At 52.3% G+C, this 19,342-nt stretch carries 20 protein-coding genes; 9 read left to right on the forward strand and 11 right to left on the reverse strand.

Features of this window, described 5'->3' with window-relative positions; translation table 11 throughout:
- The first annotated feature begins 1 nt into the window (after position 1).
- From ABLV64_RS14205 to ABLV64_RS14225, 5 genes are all read left to right on the forward strand, one after another.
- On the forward strand, positions 2 to 925 hold the full coding sequence (locus ABLV64_RS14205; RefSeq protein WP_196520108.1) for a baseplate J/gp47 family protein: 924 nt from the start codon (positions 2 to 4) through the stop codon (positions 923 to 925).
- The gene (locus ABLV64_RS14210; RefSeq protein ID WP_196520106.1) at positions 915 to 3,941 is read left to right on the forward strand and encodes a phage tail protein I; all 3,027 of its coding nucleotides are present in this window, start codon (positions 915 to 917) and stop codon (positions 3,939 to 3,941) included. The genes ABLV64_RS14205 and ABLV64_RS14210 overlap by 11 nt, the downstream gene beginning before the upstream one ends.
- Positions 3,938 to 4,150, forward strand: a complete 213-nt coding sequence (locus tag ABLV64_RS14215; protein WP_196520104.1) for a hypothetical protein — start codon at positions 3,938 to 3,940, stop codon at positions 4,148 to 4,150. The genes ABLV64_RS14210 and ABLV64_RS14215 overlap by 4 nt, the downstream gene beginning before the upstream one ends.
- Positions 4,150 to 5,247: a phage tail protein gene (locus tag ABLV64_RS14220; protein ID WP_196520102.1), complete on the forward strand. Its 1,098-nt coding sequence runs from the start codon at positions 4,150 to 4,152 to the stop codon at positions 5,245 to 5,247. Before ABLV64_RS14215 ends, ABLV64_RS14220 begins: the two co-directional genes overlap by 1 nt.
- A 305-nt stretch (positions 5,248 to 5,552) precedes the next feature.
- Positions 5,553 to 6,737 carry a PIN domain-containing protein gene (locus tag ABLV64_RS14225; RefSeq protein WP_196520100.1) on the forward strand — a complete coding sequence of 395 codons (1,185 nt, stop codon included), beginning with the start codon at positions 5,553 to 5,555 and terminating at the stop codon, positions 6,735 to 6,737.
- 221 nt (positions 6,738 to 6,958) lie between these two features.
- Here the strand turns inward: ABLV64_RS14225 and ABLV64_RS14230 are convergent, their stop codons facing one another.
- The 8 genes from ABLV64_RS14230 to ABLV64_RS14265 all read right to left on the reverse strand — a co-directional run bounded on the left by ABLV64_RS14230 (position 6,959) and on the right by ABLV64_RS14265 (position 14,274).
- Positions 6,959 to 7,414: a hypothetical protein gene (locus tag ABLV64_RS14230; protein ID WP_196520098.1), complete on the reverse strand. Its 456-nt coding sequence runs from the start codon at positions 7,412 to 7,414 to the stop codon at positions 6,959 to 6,961.
- Positions 7,389 to 8,285 carry a hypothetical protein gene (locus tag ABLV64_RS14235; RefSeq protein WP_196520096.1) on the reverse strand — a complete coding sequence of 299 codons (897 nt, stop codon included), beginning with the start codon at positions 8,283 to 8,285 and terminating at the stop codon, positions 7,389 to 7,391. The genes ABLV64_RS14230 and ABLV64_RS14235 overlap by 26 nt, the downstream gene beginning before the upstream one ends.
- Positions 8,286 to 8,588: 303 nt before the next feature.
- Entirely contained in the window at positions 8,589 to 9,089 is a 501-nt protein-coding gene (locus tag ABLV64_RS14240) for a phage tail protein (RefSeq protein WP_196520094.1), read from the reverse strand.
- 14 nt (positions 9,090 to 9,103) lie between these two features.
- Positions 9,104 to 12,079: a phage tail tape measure protein gene (locus ABLV64_RS14245; protein ID WP_348843063.1), complete on the reverse strand. Its 2,976-nt coding sequence runs from the start codon at positions 12,077 to 12,079 to the stop codon at positions 9,104 to 9,106.
- Entirely contained in the window at positions 12,066 to 12,224 is a 159-nt protein-coding gene (locus ABLV64_RS14250) for a GpE family phage tail protein (protein ID WP_065811336.1), read from the reverse strand. Before ABLV64_RS14250 ends, ABLV64_RS14245 begins: the two co-directional genes overlap by 14 nt.
- On the reverse strand, positions 12,224 to 12,541 hold the full coding sequence (locus ABLV64_RS14255; RefSeq protein WP_196520090.1) for a phage tail assembly protein: 318 nt from the start codon (positions 12,539 to 12,541) through the stop codon (positions 12,224 to 12,226). Before ABLV64_RS14255 ends, ABLV64_RS14250 begins: the two co-directional genes overlap by 1 nt.
- A gap of 45 nt (positions 12,542 to 12,586) precedes the next feature.
- On the reverse strand, positions 12,587 to 13,102 hold the full coding sequence (locus ABLV64_RS14260) for a phage major tail tube protein (RefSeq protein WP_004216461.1): 516 nt from the start codon (positions 13,100 to 13,102) through the stop codon (positions 12,587 to 12,589).
- Positions 13,102 to 14,274 carry a phage tail sheath family protein gene (locus ABLV64_RS14265; protein ID WP_348843062.1) on the reverse strand — a complete coding sequence of 391 codons (1,173 nt, stop codon included), beginning with the start codon at positions 14,272 to 14,274 and terminating at the stop codon, positions 13,102 to 13,104. The genes ABLV64_RS14260 and ABLV64_RS14265 overlap by 1 nt, the downstream gene beginning before the upstream one ends.
- A 154-nt stretch (positions 14,275 to 14,428) precedes the next feature.
- Here ABLV64_RS14265 and ABLV64_RS14270 point away from each other — a divergent pair, with 154 nt between their 5' ends.
- The 3 genes from ABLV64_RS14270 to ABLV64_RS14280 all read left to right on the forward strand — a co-directional run bounded on the left by ABLV64_RS14270 (position 14,429) and on the right by ABLV64_RS14280 (position 16,368).
- Complete coding sequence (locus ABLV64_RS14270) at positions 14,429 to 15,568, forward strand: phage late control D family protein (RefSeq protein WP_348843061.1); 1,140 nt, start codon at positions 14,429 to 14,431, stop codon at positions 15,566 to 15,568.
- Positions 15,569 to 15,611: 43 nt separating this feature from the next.
- On the forward strand, positions 15,612 to 15,863 hold the full coding sequence (locus tag ABLV64_RS14275) for an ogr/Delta-like zinc finger family protein (RefSeq protein ID WP_004213128.1): 252 nt from the start codon (positions 15,612 to 15,614) through the stop codon (positions 15,861 to 15,863).
- A 265-nt stretch (positions 15,864 to 16,128) separates the two neighbouring features.
- Entirely contained in the window at positions 16,129 to 16,368 is a 240-nt protein-coding gene (locus ABLV64_RS14280; protein ID WP_004203736.1) for a DUF333 domain-containing protein, read from the forward strand.
- Here ABLV64_RS14280 and ABLV64_RS14285 read toward each other — a convergent pair.
- A complete protein-coding gene (locus ABLV64_RS14285; protein ID WP_074186551.1) occupies positions 16,358 to 16,696 on the reverse strand; it encodes a DUF488 family protein in 339 nt (112 codons plus the stop codon). The genes ABLV64_RS14280 and ABLV64_RS14285 overlap by 11 nt on opposite strands.
- Before the next feature lie 4 nt (positions 16,697 to 16,700).
- Positions 16,701 to 17,210: a DUF523 domain-containing protein gene (locus ABLV64_RS14290; protein WP_004203740.1), complete on the reverse strand. Its 510-nt coding sequence runs from the start codon at positions 17,208 to 17,210 to the stop codon at positions 16,701 to 16,703.
- 145 nt (positions 17,211 to 17,355) lie between these two features.
- On the opposite strand from ABLV64_RS14290, the gene ABLV64_RS14295 reads away from it, so the two are divergent.
- The gene (locus ABLV64_RS14295) at positions 17,356 to 18,048 is read left to right on the forward strand and encodes a CTP synthase (RefSeq protein ID WP_048323837.1); all 693 of its coding nucleotides are present in this window, start codon (positions 17,356 to 17,358) and stop codon (positions 18,046 to 18,048) included.
- 31 nt (positions 18,049 to 18,079) lie between these two features.
- On the opposite strand, the gene ABLV64_RS14300 is transcribed toward ABLV64_RS14295, so the two are convergent.
- Positions 18,080 to 19,255 (reverse strand): CynX/NimT family MFS transporter, encoded by a 1,176-nt coding sequence (locus ABLV64_RS14300; protein WP_072140547.1) that lies wholly within the window; start codon positions 19,253 to 19,255, stop codon positions 18,080 to 18,082.
- Positions 19,256 to 19,342 lie beyond the last annotated feature (87 nt).

Consider the following 19,342-nt stretch of genomic DNA (forward strand, 5'->3'; position numbering starts at 1 on the left):
TGTGCAAACGTCCGTCGATTTATCTCAGATCCCACAGCCTGATATCGTCGAGGTGCCCGATTTTGAAACGGTGCTGGCTGATATCCGGGCGCTTATCGTGGCGGCCATGCCTGCGGAACTTCAGGCTTCAGTGTCTGCTGCGCTGCTGCTGGAATCTGAACCGATGGCTGCACTGGCTCAGGCCTTCACCTATCGCGAGATCCATCTGCTGCAACGTATCAATGAAGCCGTGCGCGCGGTGCTGCTTTCCAGCGCCCTGGGGGCGGATCTCGATCAGGTCGCTGGGAATTTTGACACTGAACGCCTGCTGATTACCGAAGCCACCGACGAGGCGGACGCAGTATATGAAAACGACGAAGAGCTGCGCGGCCGCACGCTGCTCTCATGGGCTCGCCTGAGCACGGCGGGCGCCAGAAATGCCTATCACTATTTTGCGCGAGGTGCGGATGCGGATGTGCTCGATGTGCGCGCCTATGGCCCTGAAACCCATAACCAGGAAGGACGCGTTTTTCTCTACGTGCTGTCACGTACCGGAGATGGGACTGCCCCGCAGGCGCTGCTTGATAAAGTCCTGTCAGCGGTAAACCCGGAAGACGTGCGTCCGATTACGGATTATGTGGCTGATTATGTCCGCTCCGCTGTGATTGTGAGTTATCAGGTGGTTGCTGATATTTACGTCCCTTATGGCGTGGACACCGCCACGGTGCTGGAAAAAGCCACCGCAGCACTGAACGAATACACTGCCTCTGTGCATCTTATCAACGCAACCGCTGCACGGTCAGGCATAGACGGGGCGCTGCATCAGGACGGCGTTGTCACCGTCGATTTGCATTCACCCGTCGCCGACGTCGTTGCGACGATGGGCGAAGCCCCGCATTGCACCTCCGTTAAAATCAATCTTGTGGTGATGGACCATGACCGCTAATTATCCCGCCAGCATTCTGCCCCCCAACGCCACCGCCGTGGAGCGGGCCATCGACAGAGCCAGCGCCGCAGCGCTGGAAAGGTTGCCTGTATATCTGATTCGTTGGGTTAAAGATCCGGACAGTTGCCCGCTGGCGCTGCTGCCGTGGCTGGCGTGGGAATATCAGGTTGATACCTGGAATATTAACTGGTCAGAACAAAAGAAACGCGATGCGATCAAGCGCGCCCACTACATCCACCGCCATCGTGGTACGGTCGCCGCCGTCCGTCATGCCCTGGTGGACAGTCCTTTCGGGACGGATATTGTTGAATGGTTCAATCAGAACCCGAAAGGGGATCCGTATACCTTTCGCCTGAACGTGTATCAGAACGATTTGCCGGTGACGGAATACGACCAGCAGGATCTAAAACTGGCGGTGCTGCGCGCCAGGAATCTGCGCAGCTGGTTTTCCGTTCATGTATTTGGCCGACTTCAGGGAACCTCGTATGCGGCCGGTTACATTTACGCCACGGAGAAAATCACGCCGCGCTTTGTCCCGTTGCAGGTGGTTTTATCCCGCTACGAGCTGAATCTGGCCCCCGGTGACGCGGAAACGGTCACGGTGACAATTCTCCCCGAATACGCGGAAGATAAAACCTTTACGGTAACTACATCGGATCAAACAATCGCGACCGCCCGGATAGTAAACGGCGATATTCTGGTTACGGGCATGAAGCGAGGTACCTGTTCGGTCACCGTTACGACGACTAATGGCGTCAGTGCGGTGATCAGTGTGAAAGTGGTCGCGGTGATGAAGTTCATCACCCGCATCGACAGTGCAACCAGGCCAATATTCTTTGCTCATATAGACGAGGGTTTCACGGTTGACTATGGCGACGGCATTGACAGCCGGGACTACCGTTTCGATCCCGCCAGTGAAGCTTCAGGTTGGGTTATTCCTACACGTGAATTAGTACAGGGAAAGGAATACACCATCACGGTTAAGAACACGGAAACCGCCTGTCTGCGCAGCCGTTTATCTAACTATTCTTCGAAACTGAACTCTGTTGTGGAATTGATTAGTGTTACAGGGGAAAGAGGTCATCTTTCAGGGTTCGCTTTGGATACCACCGGATTAATGGCTATTCGTCCCGGAGCATTTGACGATTTGCCAAACGTGAATAACTGCAAAAATATTTTTACCAACTGCTCGTCGCTTACAGGTATTCCGGCATCGTTGTTTTCTCGCATGAAGATAGAGGATTTTTCAGACGCATTCAGAGGGTGTACATCGCTTACTGAGGTTCCATCGGGGCTATTTGCAAACCAGCCCGATGCGATCGACTTCTCATCGGTATTTGCAGGCTGCACCGGCCTGATCAGTATCGGCAATAATCTGTTCCACCGCTGTGTATCTGCGGTGAATTTCAGTTACGCGTTTGATGGTTGCTCAATGCTTGCAAATATCGGCACGGGAATATTTACAGGATGCGGTTCAGCAGGGACATTCTCTTATAGCTTCAGGGCGTGTAAAAATCTTCTTGTCTTGCCTGCTGATATGTTTGCGGATGTTCCGGGCGGCGCGTTCACCGGCGTATTCCAGAATTGTACGGCACTGACGGCAATTCCCGCCAACCTGTTTAAAACATGTTCTGAAGCGAATCATTTTGGCGGTGCATTCACTGGCTGTTCGCAGCTTCTTTCTGTTCCTGCCGGTCTGTTTGCTGGTCTGTCGAAAGTGACCTATTTCGGCACGGTCTTTTCTGGTTGCAGTTCGCTGAAAACGGTCGGCGCGGGTTTATTTGCCGGGTGCAGCCAGGCGCAGACATTCGCCTCTGCATTTTACAGCTGCCGCTCTCTTGAAACTGTAGCGAAAGATATTTTCAGCGGCTGTGTAGAGGTGACGACCTTTGCCAGTACGTTTTATGGGTGCAGCAGCCTGACGGAGCTCCCGTCTTTTACTGACTGCGCGAAAGTCACCACTTTCTCATACGCTTTTGCTAACTGTGGATCGCTCACGAAAATTGATGCTGACGCTTTTGCTGAGAAAGCGCTGATAACGACATTCACATACGCTTTTGTAAACTGTACTTCGCTGGTTTCTGTGGGGAACGGCGCATTTCGGGGATGTACCGCGTTAACCAGCCTGGGCTATACGTTTTCAGGTTGCCGCGCTCTGGTTTCTCTCGCGGGAGATATGTTTGCCGGTTGCGCTAAAGTGACAGCCGTCGATTTCTTGTTCGACAAGTGCTCTGCGTTGGTTGGACTGCCAAAAGAACTGTTCAGTGACATGGTATCTCTGAAAGGTATGGGATCGACATTCCGTGATTGCAGCGCACTGATCGCGCTACCGTCCGGCCTGCTTGATGGTTGCATCAATCTCACTTCGTTAACACTGACATTCTCGGGTTGTACCTCACTGGCTGCATTGCCCGGCGATTTGCTGAAAAACAACATTCTGCTGTCCGGCGCCGGATCGACGTTCTACGGTTGCACCTCACTGGTAAATATTCCGCCGACGCTGTTCGCGTCCTGCTCGCTTATTACCTCGTTTGGCGCCACGTTCCAGAATACCGGCGTGGAGGAAATACCGGAAAACCTGTTCAGCGGCAACCCGCTGGTGACCTCTTATGGCCAGACTTTCAGGGGCTGTAAAAACCTGCGCTCAGTGCCAGCCGGTCTTTTTGCCGCCAGCATAAGTGCCACGGTATTCACGAATGTCTTTTCGGAATGTAGTGCGCTGGAAGTCGTCGGGGCGGGATTTCTCAACACCACGGCGGTAACGACGGTGGGTTATCTCTTTGACGGCTGCGCGTCATTACGCAGCGACGTTAACACGATATTCAATCTTGCGAGTTACCCCGAGATTGTCACCACAACGGCAATATTCAGGAGCTGCGCATTACTGGCCGGCAAAGGCCAGGTATTTATGGACAAGGTGCCGAACGTCACCGCGCACTATTACGCGTTTTATGCCTGCGTGGGCCTGGACGATTACGACGATTTACCCGGCAACTGGATAACGAATAAATTATGAAAACATTCAATCAATTAAAAAGCCTGATCGACTTTTGCCAGACCGATGCGTTTTTCCTTGAGCACCTGAACCGGCTTCAGTTCGCCGGCGTGATTTATCTTGATGAAGGCGATATCGATGCTGACCGCAAGACCGTAAGTGATGATTTTTATGATCGCCTTGCCAGTGTGTACGGCATTGAGCCAGAAACAAAAAATGAGGAGGCATAATGGCCACGGGACTGACACTAACCACGGCGGGCGCCGCCGAAATCGAGGCCGCGTATCAGGCGGGGGAGGTGGTGGATATTACCTCCGTGCTGATCGGCGATGGCGGAGGCGTGACATTGCCGACCGATCCCGATGACCTGACGGCGGTGACGGCGCTTTTTGGACAGTTTGGCCGTGAAACCTTTGACTCTGATTCAAGCTATGAGGGGTTTATCAGCGGTCAGATCGTTATCAACTGCCAGGATTATCCAGGTAAAACGCTCAGAGAAGCGGGGCTGGTCAGCGCTAAGGGTACGCTCATCGCTTACGGCACATATCCGGCGACATACCTCCCGGCACAATCTGATTCCATCATCAAAGAGATCATTCTGACGCTGGTGTTGACGCTGACGCACAGCTCAAGCGTGCAGCTTGTTATCGATCCGGCGCTTGCCGCACTCACGCAGGAGACAGGTGATAAACGCTATCTGCGGCGAGCACAAAATCTTTCTGATTTAAACGATACCAAAAAGGCCAGGGAGAATCTGGGGCTGGGGAACTCAGCGACACGGAATGTAGGCACCGATGCGGAGACGGTAGCTGCGGGGGATGACTCGCGCATTACCGGCGCACTTCAGAAAGAAAATAATCTTTCCGATCTGAGCGACACATCCGAAGCCCTGAAGGTGCTGGGGCTCAACAGCGACGGAGCGGCCTACAGGGCAATTGTTGACGCCATTTTTTATGTCGGAATTGTTGTCTCTGGCGAGCAAAGTCCAGCGGAGCGGTTCCCCTGGCAGACATGGACTGACTTAAGCGAAACCTTTGCTGATAGGGTTGTCAGAATTGGTTCTCAGTATGGCGTGACTGGCGGCAGTAATAAGGTAAAACTCGAAGCTGATAATCTGCCTCCCCACTGGCACCGTTCAGGTGATAGATCTCCCGGCGCCACTTGGGATCCAACAACAACGCATGGAACAGATAATCAGAAAAGTGGCCCGCTGGCGCTTACTGAGGGAACTTACATTGATGCGGCCGGTCAGAAAGAGTCTCTTAACATAGCCGTAGACGTCACTAATGAATATTTCACTCTATGTGTCTGGAAACGAACGGCTTGATAACTTTGAATTATATTGTTTTCTCAAATTTTTTAAGGTCTTATGAGTTAGGGAATTTTCGGTACATAAGCCAAGGATAGGTTTATCTGCTTATATAATAAAAAACATATTGACTAAGACCTCTCTAATTGAATGGGGGTTAAGTCAATAGCTTCAAATGTTGACATATAATGTCTTGTCTTGGAGGGGAATTGCTGGCATGTTATGGAGGATGTGACTAAGCATGCGATAGAAAATGCAGTATTTATCTTGTTTTTTAAACATGCTTATGGTTTCTAATTAAAACTAATGGCGTCGGAGGATTTATGTCAAAAGTTCAACTCGAATATGGTGCTATTTCCATTGATAGTAATATTATGCACTCTTTAGGATATAGATTTGACGCTGGGATGTTAGATCAATTAAAGCAGTTTAAAAATAAGCACGTTGTGATTATTCAACCGAGAATTATACATAATGAAATGATTAAACATGTATCGGAACCATTTGTTAAGTTACATGGGGAAATCGAAAAAGTTCAAAAAGATGCTATCAGGAAATTAAACATTGCCGAAGATATTGCTACGCAGGCTGCTAACAATTTAAAAGGTGAACTAAGTCCAAAAAAACTTGCAGAAAACATCATTGAAAAATTTTATGGTGAAGTGAATGGGAAGGTTCTTGATGCTGAAAATTATGTGACTATTGATGATTTAGTTGATTTGTATTTTATATGTGAGCCTCCATTTGAAAACAACAAAGATAAGAAAAATGAATTTCCTGATGCGATTGCACTATTAACCCTTGATTCTTGGGCCGCTGAGCAGAAGTTCAAAGTAGTTGCAGTTAGTGAGGATAGAGGATGGAAAAATTTCGCAAAAGGGTCAGCTAATCTTGAGGTGGTTGATGATCTTCAAACCGCCTTGGCGATTTTTCAACCTCACCAGCGAGCAATGGAAATAATTGAATCATTATTAGGGAATGATTTTTTAGATGAAGGGAAAAGTATCTATGCTGAGATCAAAGATAAGGTCTCTGAACAGGTCTCAGACATTTATTACTTAAATATAGATGCTTCCTCTGCGTTTATGTTCGATTATGACGACATATCTGTAGAGTTTCATGATATGAAAATACTGAAAAAAACAAGCAAAGCTGAACCAATTGATATTATAAGAATTGATGAGAATGAAATCACTTTATCTATAAATGTTGAGATTACCTGTTCTGTTGAGGCTAATTTCTCATTTTATGTGGAAGACAGTATCGACAGAGATATGGTATCGTTAGGTTATTCAAATGAAAAAACAGATGAGTCCTTTAACACTGTATTATTAGTTCAAATAACTGGTGACTTTTCTGGAACCCTAGATGACATTGAACTGTTAAACGTAGAAATGCAATCCAATCTTACCTCTGCATCTTTCGGGAGCATCGAACCTTATTATAGGCCAGAGGAAGAAGGTGAATATGATTATTACAATCCAAACGACACCAGTAAAACGGAGTAGTATCTTATTCAGTGTCTTATCTTAACATGACAATGCATAATTAATTGTTGGGCTGCGAAGCCCAGCTATTTTATAATTTCAGCATTTATAAAATGCGAGGGGATGCAACTATATTGGTGCCCAAATTATTGTTCGATCTGATGTGATTATAATAAAATAGACTCCTCCCAGTCTCGGTTTATTCAGCCTATTAGTAAGTTTGCCAAGAAAACAATTGCAATTCATTTCTTTAAGCTTGCTTTAACTACCAAAATCATACAGCTAATAACTTCCATTATAATATTTAAAGATAATATTATCGAAAACAATTCTAGAGCGGTGAATAATCTCATCTTTGATGGTATAAGGTAGTGGTTGGGATAATTTAATATTGGAATGTCATAGTTTCTGAAATAAGGTAAAAAGATAGACATGCCTAGACATGCAATTAGTATTTTTAAATCAAACTCAAGATTTATTAGATATTTACTAAAGTGTGCATTGTTGTTATCTTTATTTATGATGGCTAAGATTCCAAAGATGACAGCAATGCCAGCAGTAATACCCCCTAATATTGAGCCGATAACACCCGCGGCTGATTGCTCCAAAAGAGTATAGAGACGTTTATCTTCTGTAGCAAAAAGAAGACATGCTAAAAATAAAAGTAAAAATCTAATCCATATGTTTAGTTTGTTCATTTTTAAATGTGTACCTATTTTGATATATGGAAATAATATCTTTTACATCCTGTGCGGAGTAACCATTAAGCTCTACCTCAGTTATATCTCCTTCCACTAAAATTACCTTTGCAGTTTTATTACTACTAACTGTAGTGGTTTTAGATTTTAACGTTTTCCTGCCCTTAATAAACCATGAGCCTCCACCATCCTTTACCCAGTCAACAAGGGTGGATGCCCAACTAGAATTTGCAAGCTTTAAATTTCCATCTTTATTTTCAAATGACGTGGTTATTGAATTTGCATTTGTATCACGTTCAATATCTCGTAACTCAGCAGTTAAGGCTTCTTTACTATTTCCAAAGATATTAGGAGTTACTAGAGTAAATGTTACATTATCAATAAACTCTAGATTATGATATTCTGACCAAAAGTCATCGATTTCTAAGCAAGGTTCTATGAAAACCCTTAGTCCTAATTCAGATAAGTATTCATTGTTTCCCAAGTCCTCAAATGCTTTAGCAGTTTGTAAAGCATCCCTAAATACTGAAGTTTTTTTCTCTACTAAGAGTATTTGTTCATCTTTATCCCAAATCCATATAACCGGTGGATAGTTGTCCACATCAAATTCATGAAAATCCTTATCGTGGCCGCGAATTTTTTGTTGCTTTGAGATTACTCCCGCCATAATCCCTTCCGAAGACTCAATGCTAATCTTGAGTGTATAGCGCCATTGTTTATGCACTGATGGTGTTGTGGAAATTTTACTCAAATTTTTAGAGACTTGAACCATTGCCTGTTCAAAATGCTGAATATCTTTGTCAACCATACCCTTCGCAAAAAGGTCAGGATCCTTTGGTTTAAGTAAGACTCGAAGAGCAAAGAAAAGCATTGAAATCTCCTAGTGAAAGTTTTTAATTCATTATCCCATAAATTGCATCCCCTTCAATCAAAAAACGTTAGTAAATATCACTGTTTATACATACAGTATCATATGTGCTGATAGTATAAAACTAAAATTTTTCTTCAGACATTCATACTCGCAAGTTGATGGGGCAGCTCAAACTATTTTAAAGTTATTTGTATATTGAAAGTATCCTTTGTACGGAGATAGTTGTCTGAGGTGGTTTTTTATCCAAGCGAAAAAAGCAAGTTAACTTGTATTAATAGATACTTATCCCATTTACCTATCGACTTATGTAAACTTGGGGCTGAGGTCGTTGTGTGCCTCTTGGGCAGTTTTCAATGCATTATCAGCAACATTTTTCAATGTTGTTCCAAGCTCACTAATAGAGTCACTTTTCAGCCTCTCTCTGATATCCTCATCAACCCGTTGCAACGAGAGCGTGAACTCTATTTTCTTTGCTTTACCGTAACGATCGAACTCCTGGTGCGTCTCCTGCAAACCCGTGATGACATACATCCCGTAAATGGACCCGACGCCATCGATCAGAGGCCAGGCTAGTCCGGTGTAGGCCATTGTCGAGACAGCACCCAGCGACAAGTTGCCGCCGGTAATTTCGGGATACAGCGACCCACCTAGCGTCAGCTGGTTCTCGCCGGCGCCAACGTACTGCCATTTTGCGCTCCGGCCCACACGGTCATTCTTAACGTGCCGCCAGTTACGGGACAGCTGCAATTGCTGATAGGGCAGTGTCCTGAGTTCAAATACAAAAAGTCCGAATACCATCATCATAGCTATAATTCCTGTTAATCATGATCCCGGAACGAACCCCGGGCAGCGTGTTGCTGTTTGTCAATTTCTGAGCGGACAGCTTCGCCAACAAGTCGCGCCAGTTCGCGCGGATTGCTGCTCTGAATACCATGTAGATGGACGTGAATATCACCGGAAAAACTATAACCTGAAGCCGCAGCCGCCGTGTGGGTGCTTTGATTTCGGCGTACCGGTTGCCATGCCTGCGTCTGTTTTATCAATGGTTCGCCAGCGGCAATAACCGGGCGAGCGCTGACAGACTGGCGGACAAGCTTCGACTCCTGCCATTCACCACGTACTGCAAGGGCTGGAGGGAGATTTTTAAATACAATGTCACCCGGCCCGATACGTTTGCGCTTTTCCTCATCTAAAAGGCCTTTGGTGTTATCCGCGATTTGCCCCAGCCGCCGCTCTGTTCCAGAATTGCCCCCGAGCACATTGGGCGGCGGGGCGCTGCCTTTGCTCGCAGGCTTTTCAGATGACCATTGCCACTCCCTTTTGACCATGCGCCCGGATTTTTCATCCCATTCCCACATAACCGGAATTGCCCTGAGTCTGGCTGCTTCCAGCCTGGCTCTTTCAATGCCATCGGGGATGAGATCGAGCTTCTCCAGTAACCAGCCGACGCCTTCCATTAACTTCTGAAGCGGCCAAAGCAGAACGCTAAGTGCGGTCCCCAGGACTTCGCCAAAAGTCTGCCCGGCGCTGGCGCATTTGTTTAGCGCCTCGCGACTCTCCTCAACGGGCGTTAATACTTTTTTAAACCAGTTCCAGACGTTTTTGACGCCATCCCCAATGACCCCGAAAACGGGCGCCAGCCGGGAAAATGCGTTATAAACTGGCGCTAACCCCTGGATGACGCCTGTAAAAAAACCGCTAAAGAAGGCCTTAATTGGTCCCCAGTATTTCCAGATCACTACCCCAGCCGCTACAAACGCAGCACCCATTAAACCGATTGGGCTCAAGAGCATTGATAATCCGCCGCCCAGTGCCGCAATACCGCCTTTTACAATGCCGAAGAGAGCAGGGATCCCGGTTAGCCGCAATGCCAGCCCGCCAATCCTTTTTGACAGGGCGCTGATAGCAGTCCCCGGAGAGGTAAAGGCGCCAAGTAACGCACCGCGCAGGGGTACCATCATTCTGGTTAATACGCCGAGGCGTCCGACCAGGCCGCTGAGTAAAGCACGCCATCCGCTAATTTTTACCAGTGAGCTACCGCCCGCAGCACTCAACATGCGGAACGCTGATACCGTACCTCCGATTCCTCTCCCGCCGGACAGCAGCGCAAACCCCAGTTTGAGCTTCGCCAGCGGACCTATCAGCAGACCAGCAGCTAATGACATACCGCCAATTACTGCGGTCAGTGCCAGTACAGTCCCGCCGGCGAGTAACAACATTTGTGAAAGTCTGGGGTTTTCTTCTACCCAGCTTTGAACAGTGCCAATAACCCGGCTAAGCCCCTGTGTCAGCCTGCGCAATGGGCCGTCCACTGTCTCAGCTACAGAAATGCGGAACGCCTCCCACGCGCTGTCCAGCTCCTTCAAATCGCCGCCCAGGTTGTCTTTCTTCTTGTTGGCGACGGCGAAGGCCTCCTGATTTTTATGTGCTTCTGCAATTTGTTCATAGAGTGACTGGAGGTAGCCATCACCTGCACCGTTGACCAAAGACTGGAGGCTCGTAAAACCCTCTTCTCCGGCGATATCTTTGAAAAATGAAACCTGATCCACCTCGCCAAAGCGGGAAACGCGTTTTTGTAGATCGAGAAGAATATCGAACGGACGTCGCATTTTTCCGCTCGCGTCGGCAGTTTCCACTCCCAGCTCTTTGAGTGCCTTTTTGGCTGCCGTAGTAGGGGAGGCCAGGCGGGAGAGGGAGCGACGCATTGCCGTACCGGCCTCGCTACCGCGAATACCCACGCGCGCCAGCGTGCCTGTCATCGCTGCTGCTTCTTCCAGGCTAATCCCAAGCCCCGCCGCTACCGGCCCGACAACTTTCATTGTCTCGCCGAGGCTGCTAAGCGTGGTATTGGTACGGGTAAATGTACCTGTCAGCACATCGCTGACGCGGTCCATTTCTCCGGCGTCGAGGGCAAACTGTGAAAGAATATTTGAGCCGATGTCTGCCGTTTCACCCAGTTCCATGCTGCCTGCCAGCGCCATATTGAGCACGCCGGGCAGTGCTGCACGGATAGCATCTGGTGTGAAGCCCGCCATTGCCAGAAAGGCCTGGCCGCTGGCGGCGTCACGAGTGGTGAAGGCGGTTTCAGCACCGAGTTTTTTTGCCTGAGTGCGCAAGGCGGCCAGCTGCGAATCGCTTTTATCGAGCCGCGTCAGCGCCTGGACGTTTGACATTTCCTCATCAAAACCAACCGCAGGCGACAGGAAGCGTCCGGCGCCATACCCGGCAGCGGTTGCTGTACCTAATGCTATGGCACCGCCAGAGCGCAACTTCCCGGCTATCTGCTGTGCACCCTCGTAACGTTTACGAGCCTGAGTGACCGCAGCAAGTTGCCGTTTTTCCCGTTCAAGGGATTGGTTGTATTGTTCTGTGCGGCGTATCGCGTTACCGATGGTGGCGCTACTACCGGAAAGCATGACGCCATGCTGGCGCAGGGCTGATGCACTCTCACGGAGGCGGGCCACTTCCGTCACGCGTTTTGCGGTCAACCGATCAAGCCGCTCACCCAATCGGGACATCAGTATTTGCTGTTTTTCCGTCAGCGTTCCGTTTTTACGTTGTGCTTCTGACAAGCCATCAAAGCGGGCACGGGCACGTGAGATGGAACGGTCGGTTTTGCCGACGGCCGCGGTCATTCGCTGAAAAGTGGCACTGCTCTTATCGAGCCCTTTCAGGGTGGATTGTGTTTTTCTGAGGGAGTTGGATAGGCCGCCCGCACTCTGGCGGGCAGCATTAACGGGGCGGGTAAATCTGTCGATAGCGCTGAAAGCAACGCGGATATCAAGACTCTTCATCAGTGGCACCACTTCGAAGCGCCGCCCGCTTGCGCCAGGCTATCACCTCGCCAAGATCCATGCCGAAAACTTCAGAGGGCGGCCAGTTAAAAATAACGGCAATATCAGCAACCAGATCGTCTATCTGGTCAAACGCAACGGTGATTACTCGCTCTCCGTCTCCGCCACGTTCGACGCTCCAGGCTCCGGCGGATTCAAGAAAGGGACCAGAAGCTCTGCCAGGCCGATAAAGTCCAGAGTGTGCATTCCGTTGATTTCTTTTTGTGTCAGCGCAGGTGCGGTGACTCGCGTCAACAGCGTGGCAATTGAGTCTGCATCCATATTGGCAACGCGGATAAGATTCAGGCCGCGCAACGATCCGGCCTGACTGATGGCGCCGGTGATTTCCACCTGACCGATTTCACTGTCTTTACGAACTACCGGCTGCATCAGTGTGAACAGGTTTTTAGTTTTTTTAGCCATGTTTAAAATCTCCGGGCGGCATCTTTGCCACCCTATGAAAGGTTATCAATTGCCCATACCAAGGGCGGAGGTGATGCGGTCCGGGAACATGTTCTGACCGTTCTTTTTGTAGATGAAATTCAGCAGATCGATTTCGATAATGGGCTGATCATCAATGGAGAATTTGTAGTAGGTGGATTTAAAGGTGTAGCTTTCCTCCGTGTCTTCTCCCTGTTTTGAGTCCCCACCGTCGAGTTCAGTAAATCGCCCGCGCAGCTCCACCTCGACAAGCTGGCTTTCGCCATCAGTGAAATATTCACCCGCAAAGCGCAGCCGCGTGCCGTCAATTTCTGCTCCGTATTCGAGAAACAGAGCCTTAATGACGCCGCCAAAAACAATGGTGGAATCCAGCGCGCCAGCCTCAAGGCCGAGATCAACACCGACCGCACCCAGCATGCCACCGCCCTGATAGTCCTCTACCTTTCGTGACAGTTTGGGGCGAGTGAAAGAGGTCACTTTTCCCAGATAGTTGTCGCCGTTAACAAAGCAGCTAAAAAGCCGCAGTTTGTGAGGAATAGCCATTATTCACCCCCGAGCGACGCGAACGCCGGTTCGTAAAAATCATCAGTAAAGGTCTGGTATAGCGTCAGATCTTCAAGCGGTGGGACCGGGCTGTAGCTATAGCGCACAATCAGTTTTCCCTGGCGCAAATCCGTGGTGCCGTTGTCCAGCGTGTCATACCAGCAGTCAGCGCCGATAAGCTGGCCGGCAGTGACTTTTTTGCTGAGAGCAGAGCGGATGCCGCTTACCACATCTTTCACGTTGGCCGGAGTGAGTGGGCTGTCAACAGAGGTAAATTGCGCCTCCGCAATACTGTCCGCCAGGATCTGCGCGGTACGGGTAAACACCTCGAAAGTGTAGGTTGTAGTGTCCGTAGTGCGGTTGCCCCAAAAGCGGAAACCGTCACGCTTGATAAGCGTCGTGATTTCGTTGTTGTTCAGCTCGTTAGCGTCGCTGTCTTCTGCCTGCAATGCCCAGAACACATCTTTCGAAATACCGAGAACGTTATTCACCACAACATTCGACAGCGATTTGTGCCAGCCCTGGCTGTTATCGATAGCGGCGCGCAGGCCGCAGGCGTAAGCCGGGGCAGGAAACGTTTCGTTGTCATCCGTCAGGGGGTTGTAAGCGATGAAGTCCGGCCAGATCAGCATCAGCTCGCGGTAAGCGAAGGTTTTGCGATAAGCAATAGCCTCCGCCATGGTCGCGCAGCCGTTACAACCGGCATAAACAAAAGCCCGAAGATTCTGGGCAATCACGCAAAGCTGTGACGTTACCTCTTCGGTATCGTAGTCCGGTACCGCCAGGATGCGCGGGCGATAGCCGGTTTTGGCTTCCGCCGTCAGCAGGGCATACATTCCCGTATAGCTGTCGCCATCTGTTCCGCCAATAACGGCCTGGGACTGGCTGGCGCCGTTACCGGAAGCCTCTTCCACCCGGACAATCACAACGCGCGGGCTGCACTGATCGGAAATGGCTTTGAGGGCTTTGTAAAGTGACCCGGTTTTACCTGCCTTGCCGAGGACGTTACGTACCCGTGTCAGCAGAACCGGCGTATTGAGCGGGAAGGTTTCCGGATCGGCGTCATCAGCAACCGCAACAATACCGATTACGCTGGAATCAATGTCATTGATTGCCTGCTGTAGGTCGGTATTTTCGCGAGAGCGGACGCCGTGAAAACGAGTTTCAGACATAAGTTCACCATCATGTTGCTCTTTGAGTTCAGGGCAATATTCAACGTTAAGTCTGCTGGCGTCGCCTGGTTGCCGGTCTGCCCGTTCGCTGACAACAAAAAGGGATTCAGCCCCGCGCGCGGGCATGGAATCATCAGCAAAAAACGGGGGAGTTATGTCGATTGCAGACACGCTGACAACAGCAGCCGAAGCGTATGTAGAAAAATTAAGTGAGGTCGTAAAGACACCGGATTTTAGCATCACGCTGGGTGGGGTTGCCTTGACCGAACTGGCCGACCGCATCACCTCGCTATCTGTTACAGATAACAACGGTTTTGATGCTGACCAGCTAACCCTGTCAGTAGATGACTCTGACGGGGTAACAGATTTACCCCCACGTGGTGCGGAGCTGGCGGTGTCCATCGGCTGGCTGGGTGAGGCGTTGATCTACAAAGGTCTCTACACCGTTGACGAGGTGGGGCATAGCGGGCCGCCGGATGTTATCGACATCACCGCGCACAGCGCTGATTTTCGCGAAGAGATGAACGTCAGGCGGGAGGTGTCCTGGCATGATGTGACGATAGAGCGGGTGGTATCGGCCATAGCCCGGCGCTATGACCTGAAGCCGATGATTAGCGAGGCCCTGATCGACATTGAGATCGACCATGCGGATCAGACCGAAGAGAGTGACATGTCGTTTTTAACGCGCATGGCGGAGATGTTGGGCGCCATTGCCACCGTGAAAAATGGCTGTCTGCTGTTTATCCTGCCTGGGGGCGGCGTCAGTGCATCTGGTAGGGCGCTGCCATCGGCTGAGATAACCCGTGCCAGCGGAGATCGTCACAGGTTCCGCATTGCCGATCGCGATGCTTACACCGGCGTGCGGGCGTACTGGCTGGATCTTAATTTCGGCAAGAAAAAACCGGTCAAGATCACTAAGCGCAAAACAAATACTGCCAGAAAAAAGGCTAAGGAGAAAAGCAGCCGCCCGGAAGGGGATTACATAGAGGGCGCTGAGGGTAATGTGTATGTTTTGCGTAAAACCTATCAGAACGAAACGGCGGCCAGGCGCGCAGCTGCGGCAAAATGGATACAGCTCCAGAAAGGCGCGGCACAGTTTTCGATAACCCTGGCGCGCGGCCGCGCCGATTTATACCCTGGTATGCATCTGAACGTGTCGGGCTTTAAGCCTGAAATCGATACTCAGGATTGGATCATTGCCAGAGCGGAACATGTAATCGGTGATAACGGATTTACCACGAAAATGGAGCTTGAGGCGAAAATAAGCGACTGGATTGCAGAAACTGAACAGTAGCGGCCATAATAGCCGTGAGTTCAACTCCCTATGGGAGATCATCATGTTTGTTTGTCCCTACTGCGGCGCAAACGCCCGCACCCGCACCAGCCGCCGGTTAAGCGAGTTCACAATCCGGCAATACCATCAATGCCAGAACCTTGAATGCAGTGAGTCATTCACGACACTTAACACAGTAGAGCGCAGAGTAACGAAGCGCTCAACCAGCGCAGATCCATTGCCGCCAGGATTCATCCCCGGCGACGCTTTCCCGGCTTCTCATTACGGGAACAGTCAACTTAGTCTTGCAGTATAAAAATAGCCCCCTGGAAAGGGGGCTATTCTTGTCAATGTGGTCGATATGTGGACATTTTTGAAATAAATCCTTTTATTTCAATTTATTAAATCCCGAAAAAAAGCCCCGTCGGGGGCGACGGGGAAAAACTCATTGATTATGGAATGATCTGTTCTCTGGTCAGTTCGAGAACAGGGGCTACTCTACGGGGGAAAAGTGCAGGCAAGATGGAGAAACCATGGAGATTCAGGCTAAAATCCCCGGGAATTGGAGAAAGGGAGAAAAGATGAAAAAGTTACTGGCTATTTTGCCCCTGGCGCTGGCCGGCTGTGCCCAGCCGCAGCCCACCGCGCCGACGAAAACCATCGGCATGCCCAATCCCGCGGCGGTCTACTGCCAGCAATCCGGCGGCACCCGGGTGCCGGTGCAAACGCCGCAGGGCGTCAGCACCCAGTGCAAGCTGCCCAGCGGCGAAACCCTCGATGAGTGGGCGCTATGGCGCCGGGACCATCCGGCTAAATCGTAACCGGCAGGGCCGCCAGCCAGGCGGCCAGCACCCGGGCATGATTCTGCTCGGTGTTCTTCGCGGCGTACAGCAGCGTCAGCGTCTGGCGCTGCGCCAGCGCCGCCAGCCGCAGGCCCGTGTCGCGATGGGCGTCGAGCTCCTGACGATAGTGCTGGCTGAAGTGGTCGAAATCGATCGCCTCGCCGTGAAAGGCTTTCCGCAGCTCAGCGGACGGCGTTAACTCTTTACACCACTCATCACAGGCCAGCGCCTCTTTTTTAATCCCCCGCGGCCAGAGACGGTCGACCAGCACCCGGTAGCCGTCGCTGCTTTCCTGCGGATCGTACACCCGTTTACATTGAATCATCATCCTGCTCCCTCTGTGCCATCCAGGCGAGCAACTGCGGGATCTGCCCGTCGGAAAACACCGTGATGCCGTGGGCGCGCAGCAGCTCGGCGGCCACGCCGGCGCCCGCTTTGCGCCGCCCGCGAAAGGAACCGTCATAGATAAACTGGCTGCCGCAGGTGGGGCTGCCGTCGGTGAGTAACGCCGCCTGACAGCCCGCTTCCCGGGCGGCGCTGAGCGCCAGCCAGGCAGCCAGCTGATAATGTCCCGTGACGTCGCGGCCGTCGCTTTCCACGATCCGCGCCCGCCCGGCAAGCACATCGCCGCCGGCGCCGTCGACGATCTCCGCCGGCAGGCGGGGCGTCGGCAGACCGGCCGCCAGCTCCGGGCAGTGGATCACCAGACGATCCGCCTGCTGCCAGCGGGACAGGGTCGCCGCCAGCTGCGCTTTCTCGCTACCGTTATATCGCACCTGGAATCCCATCAGGCAGGCGCTGACCAAAAGCTTACTTTTCATCCTCTCTCCCTTTTGCGCTTGCTCCAGTATACCTCACCCGCCGGCCACGCCGGTGGGGTGAAAATAAGGATTGTGTTCCACAGAGGGGATCGCTATCCTGACGTGCCTTGTGCTGCTCGTCTCGTCCAGACATAAGGAACCTGCTATGAAAACCCCTTTACGCCTCGCCCTTGTCGGCGATTATCACCCCGATATTGTTGCCCATCAGGCCATTCCCCTGGCAATAGACGATGCTGCCGCCGTGCTGGAGCAGCCGGTGAAATATGACTGGCTCGCCACCCCGTCGATCGCCTCCGGCGACGCGCTGGCGGAGTACGATGCCGTCTGGGTCGTTCCCGGCAGCCCGTATCGTCACCCGGAAGGCGCGTTTACCGCTATCCGCTATGCCCGTGAAAACAGCATTCCTTTCCTCGGCACCTGCGGCGGCTTTCAGCACGCGGTGATTGAATACGCCCGTAACGTGCTCGGCTGGCAGGATGCCGGTCATGCGGAAACCGACAGCGAAGGGCGGATGGTGATCGCGCCCCTCAGCTGCTCGCTGGTGGAGGCTTCTGCCGTCGTCGAGCTGCGGGCGAATACGCTGATTGCCCGCGCCTATGGTCGGGAGAGCATTGAAGAGGGCTACCACTGCCGCTACGGTGTGGACAGCGCGTTTGCCGCGGAGCTGGAGCAGGGCGATCTGCGCGTCACCGGCTGGGATGAAGAGGGTGAGATCCGCGCCGTCGAGCTGGTGACGCACCCGTTTTTTGTCGCCACCTTGTTCCAGCATGAGCGCCACGCGCTGGACGGGCGTCCTGCGCCGCTGGTGCAGACGTTGCTGCGCGCCGCGGCACAATAACCCTACCGGCAGCGCCCGCTGCCGGTCATCTTCAGGGATGAATCTCCCGGTCGCGCCCGGCGAGGGCGCCGCAGATCGCCATCACCAGCGAAATCAGCGCCACCGCCAGCAGCGGAATATGCCAGTCGCCATTGGCATCGTGGATCCTGCCCATCAGCGGCGGCCCGCAGGCGGCCAGCAGATAGCCGACGCTCTGCGCCATCCCCGACAGCGCCGCGGCCTGGTGCGCCGAGCTGGCGCGCAGGCCGATAAACGTCAGGCCGAGGATCATCGTGGCTCCGGAGCCAAAGCCGAACAGCAGCGTCCAGCCGATCGCCAGCCCTGGCAGTAGCCACAGTCCGGCGGCGCTGATGGCGCACATCAGGGCGACCAGCACCGCGATCCCGCGCTGGTCGCGCAGCCGATGCAGGATCAGCGGTATCGCCAGGCCGGGCGCAGCGGTCGCCAGCTGCAGCAGGCCATGCAGCGAGCCGGCCTGCGCTTCGCTATAGCCCATACTCTGCAGAATCGACGGCAGCCAGCCGATAATCACGTAATAGACCAGCGAGTTGATGCCGAGGAACAGCGTCACCTGCCAGGCCAGCGCCGACCGCCAGATCCCCCGGTTATGCATGGCGCCTGAGCCGGTCAGCGGGGCCTCCGCTTGACGCCGGGACTGCGGCAGCCAGCTGAGGAGCGCCAGCAGCGGAAAGATCATCAGCAGTAGCAGCGCCCCGCGCCAGCCGAATCCGGCCATCGCCACGGGGACCACCAGCGCCGAGCCTAGCGCCGCTGCACCGCCCATCGTCAGGGAATAGGCGCCGGTCATCCGCGCGACATGCTGCGAGAAATCCCGTTTAATCAGCCCGGGCAGCAGCACATTACCCAGCGCAATGCCGCAACCGATCACCGCCGTGCCGATAAACAGCCATGCAGCGGAGGGCAGGGAGCGCAGGGCAATGCCGGCGCAGATCAGCAGCATCGCCAGCAACAGGCTGCGCTCCATGCCGAACCGGCGGGCAACCCCTGCCGCCAGCGGCGAGACAAGGCCAAAGGCCAGCAGCGGCAGGGTGGTGAGCAGCCCGGTCTGCGCGGTGGTCAGGCCATAGTCGCTACGAATCGCGTCCAGCAGCGGCGCCGCGCCGGTAAAGACCACGCGCAGGGTGGTGGCGATGAGCAGGATACCGGCAATCAGCAGCGCGGAGCGGCGGCCGGTGGAGGAGGTCACAGAAGACATATCATTCTCAAGGTAACTAAAGAGGGGGGTTACGATAGCGACTTTGTCCTCTGTTTAAATCAAGCTAAAATGACAGAT

Source organism: Klebsiella sp. JB_Kp031 (assembly GCF_040064295.1).
In the GTDB taxonomy this organism is placed as follows: Bacteria; Pseudomonadota; Gammaproteobacteria; order Enterobacterales; family Enterobacteriaceae; genus Klebsiella; species Klebsiella quasipneumoniae.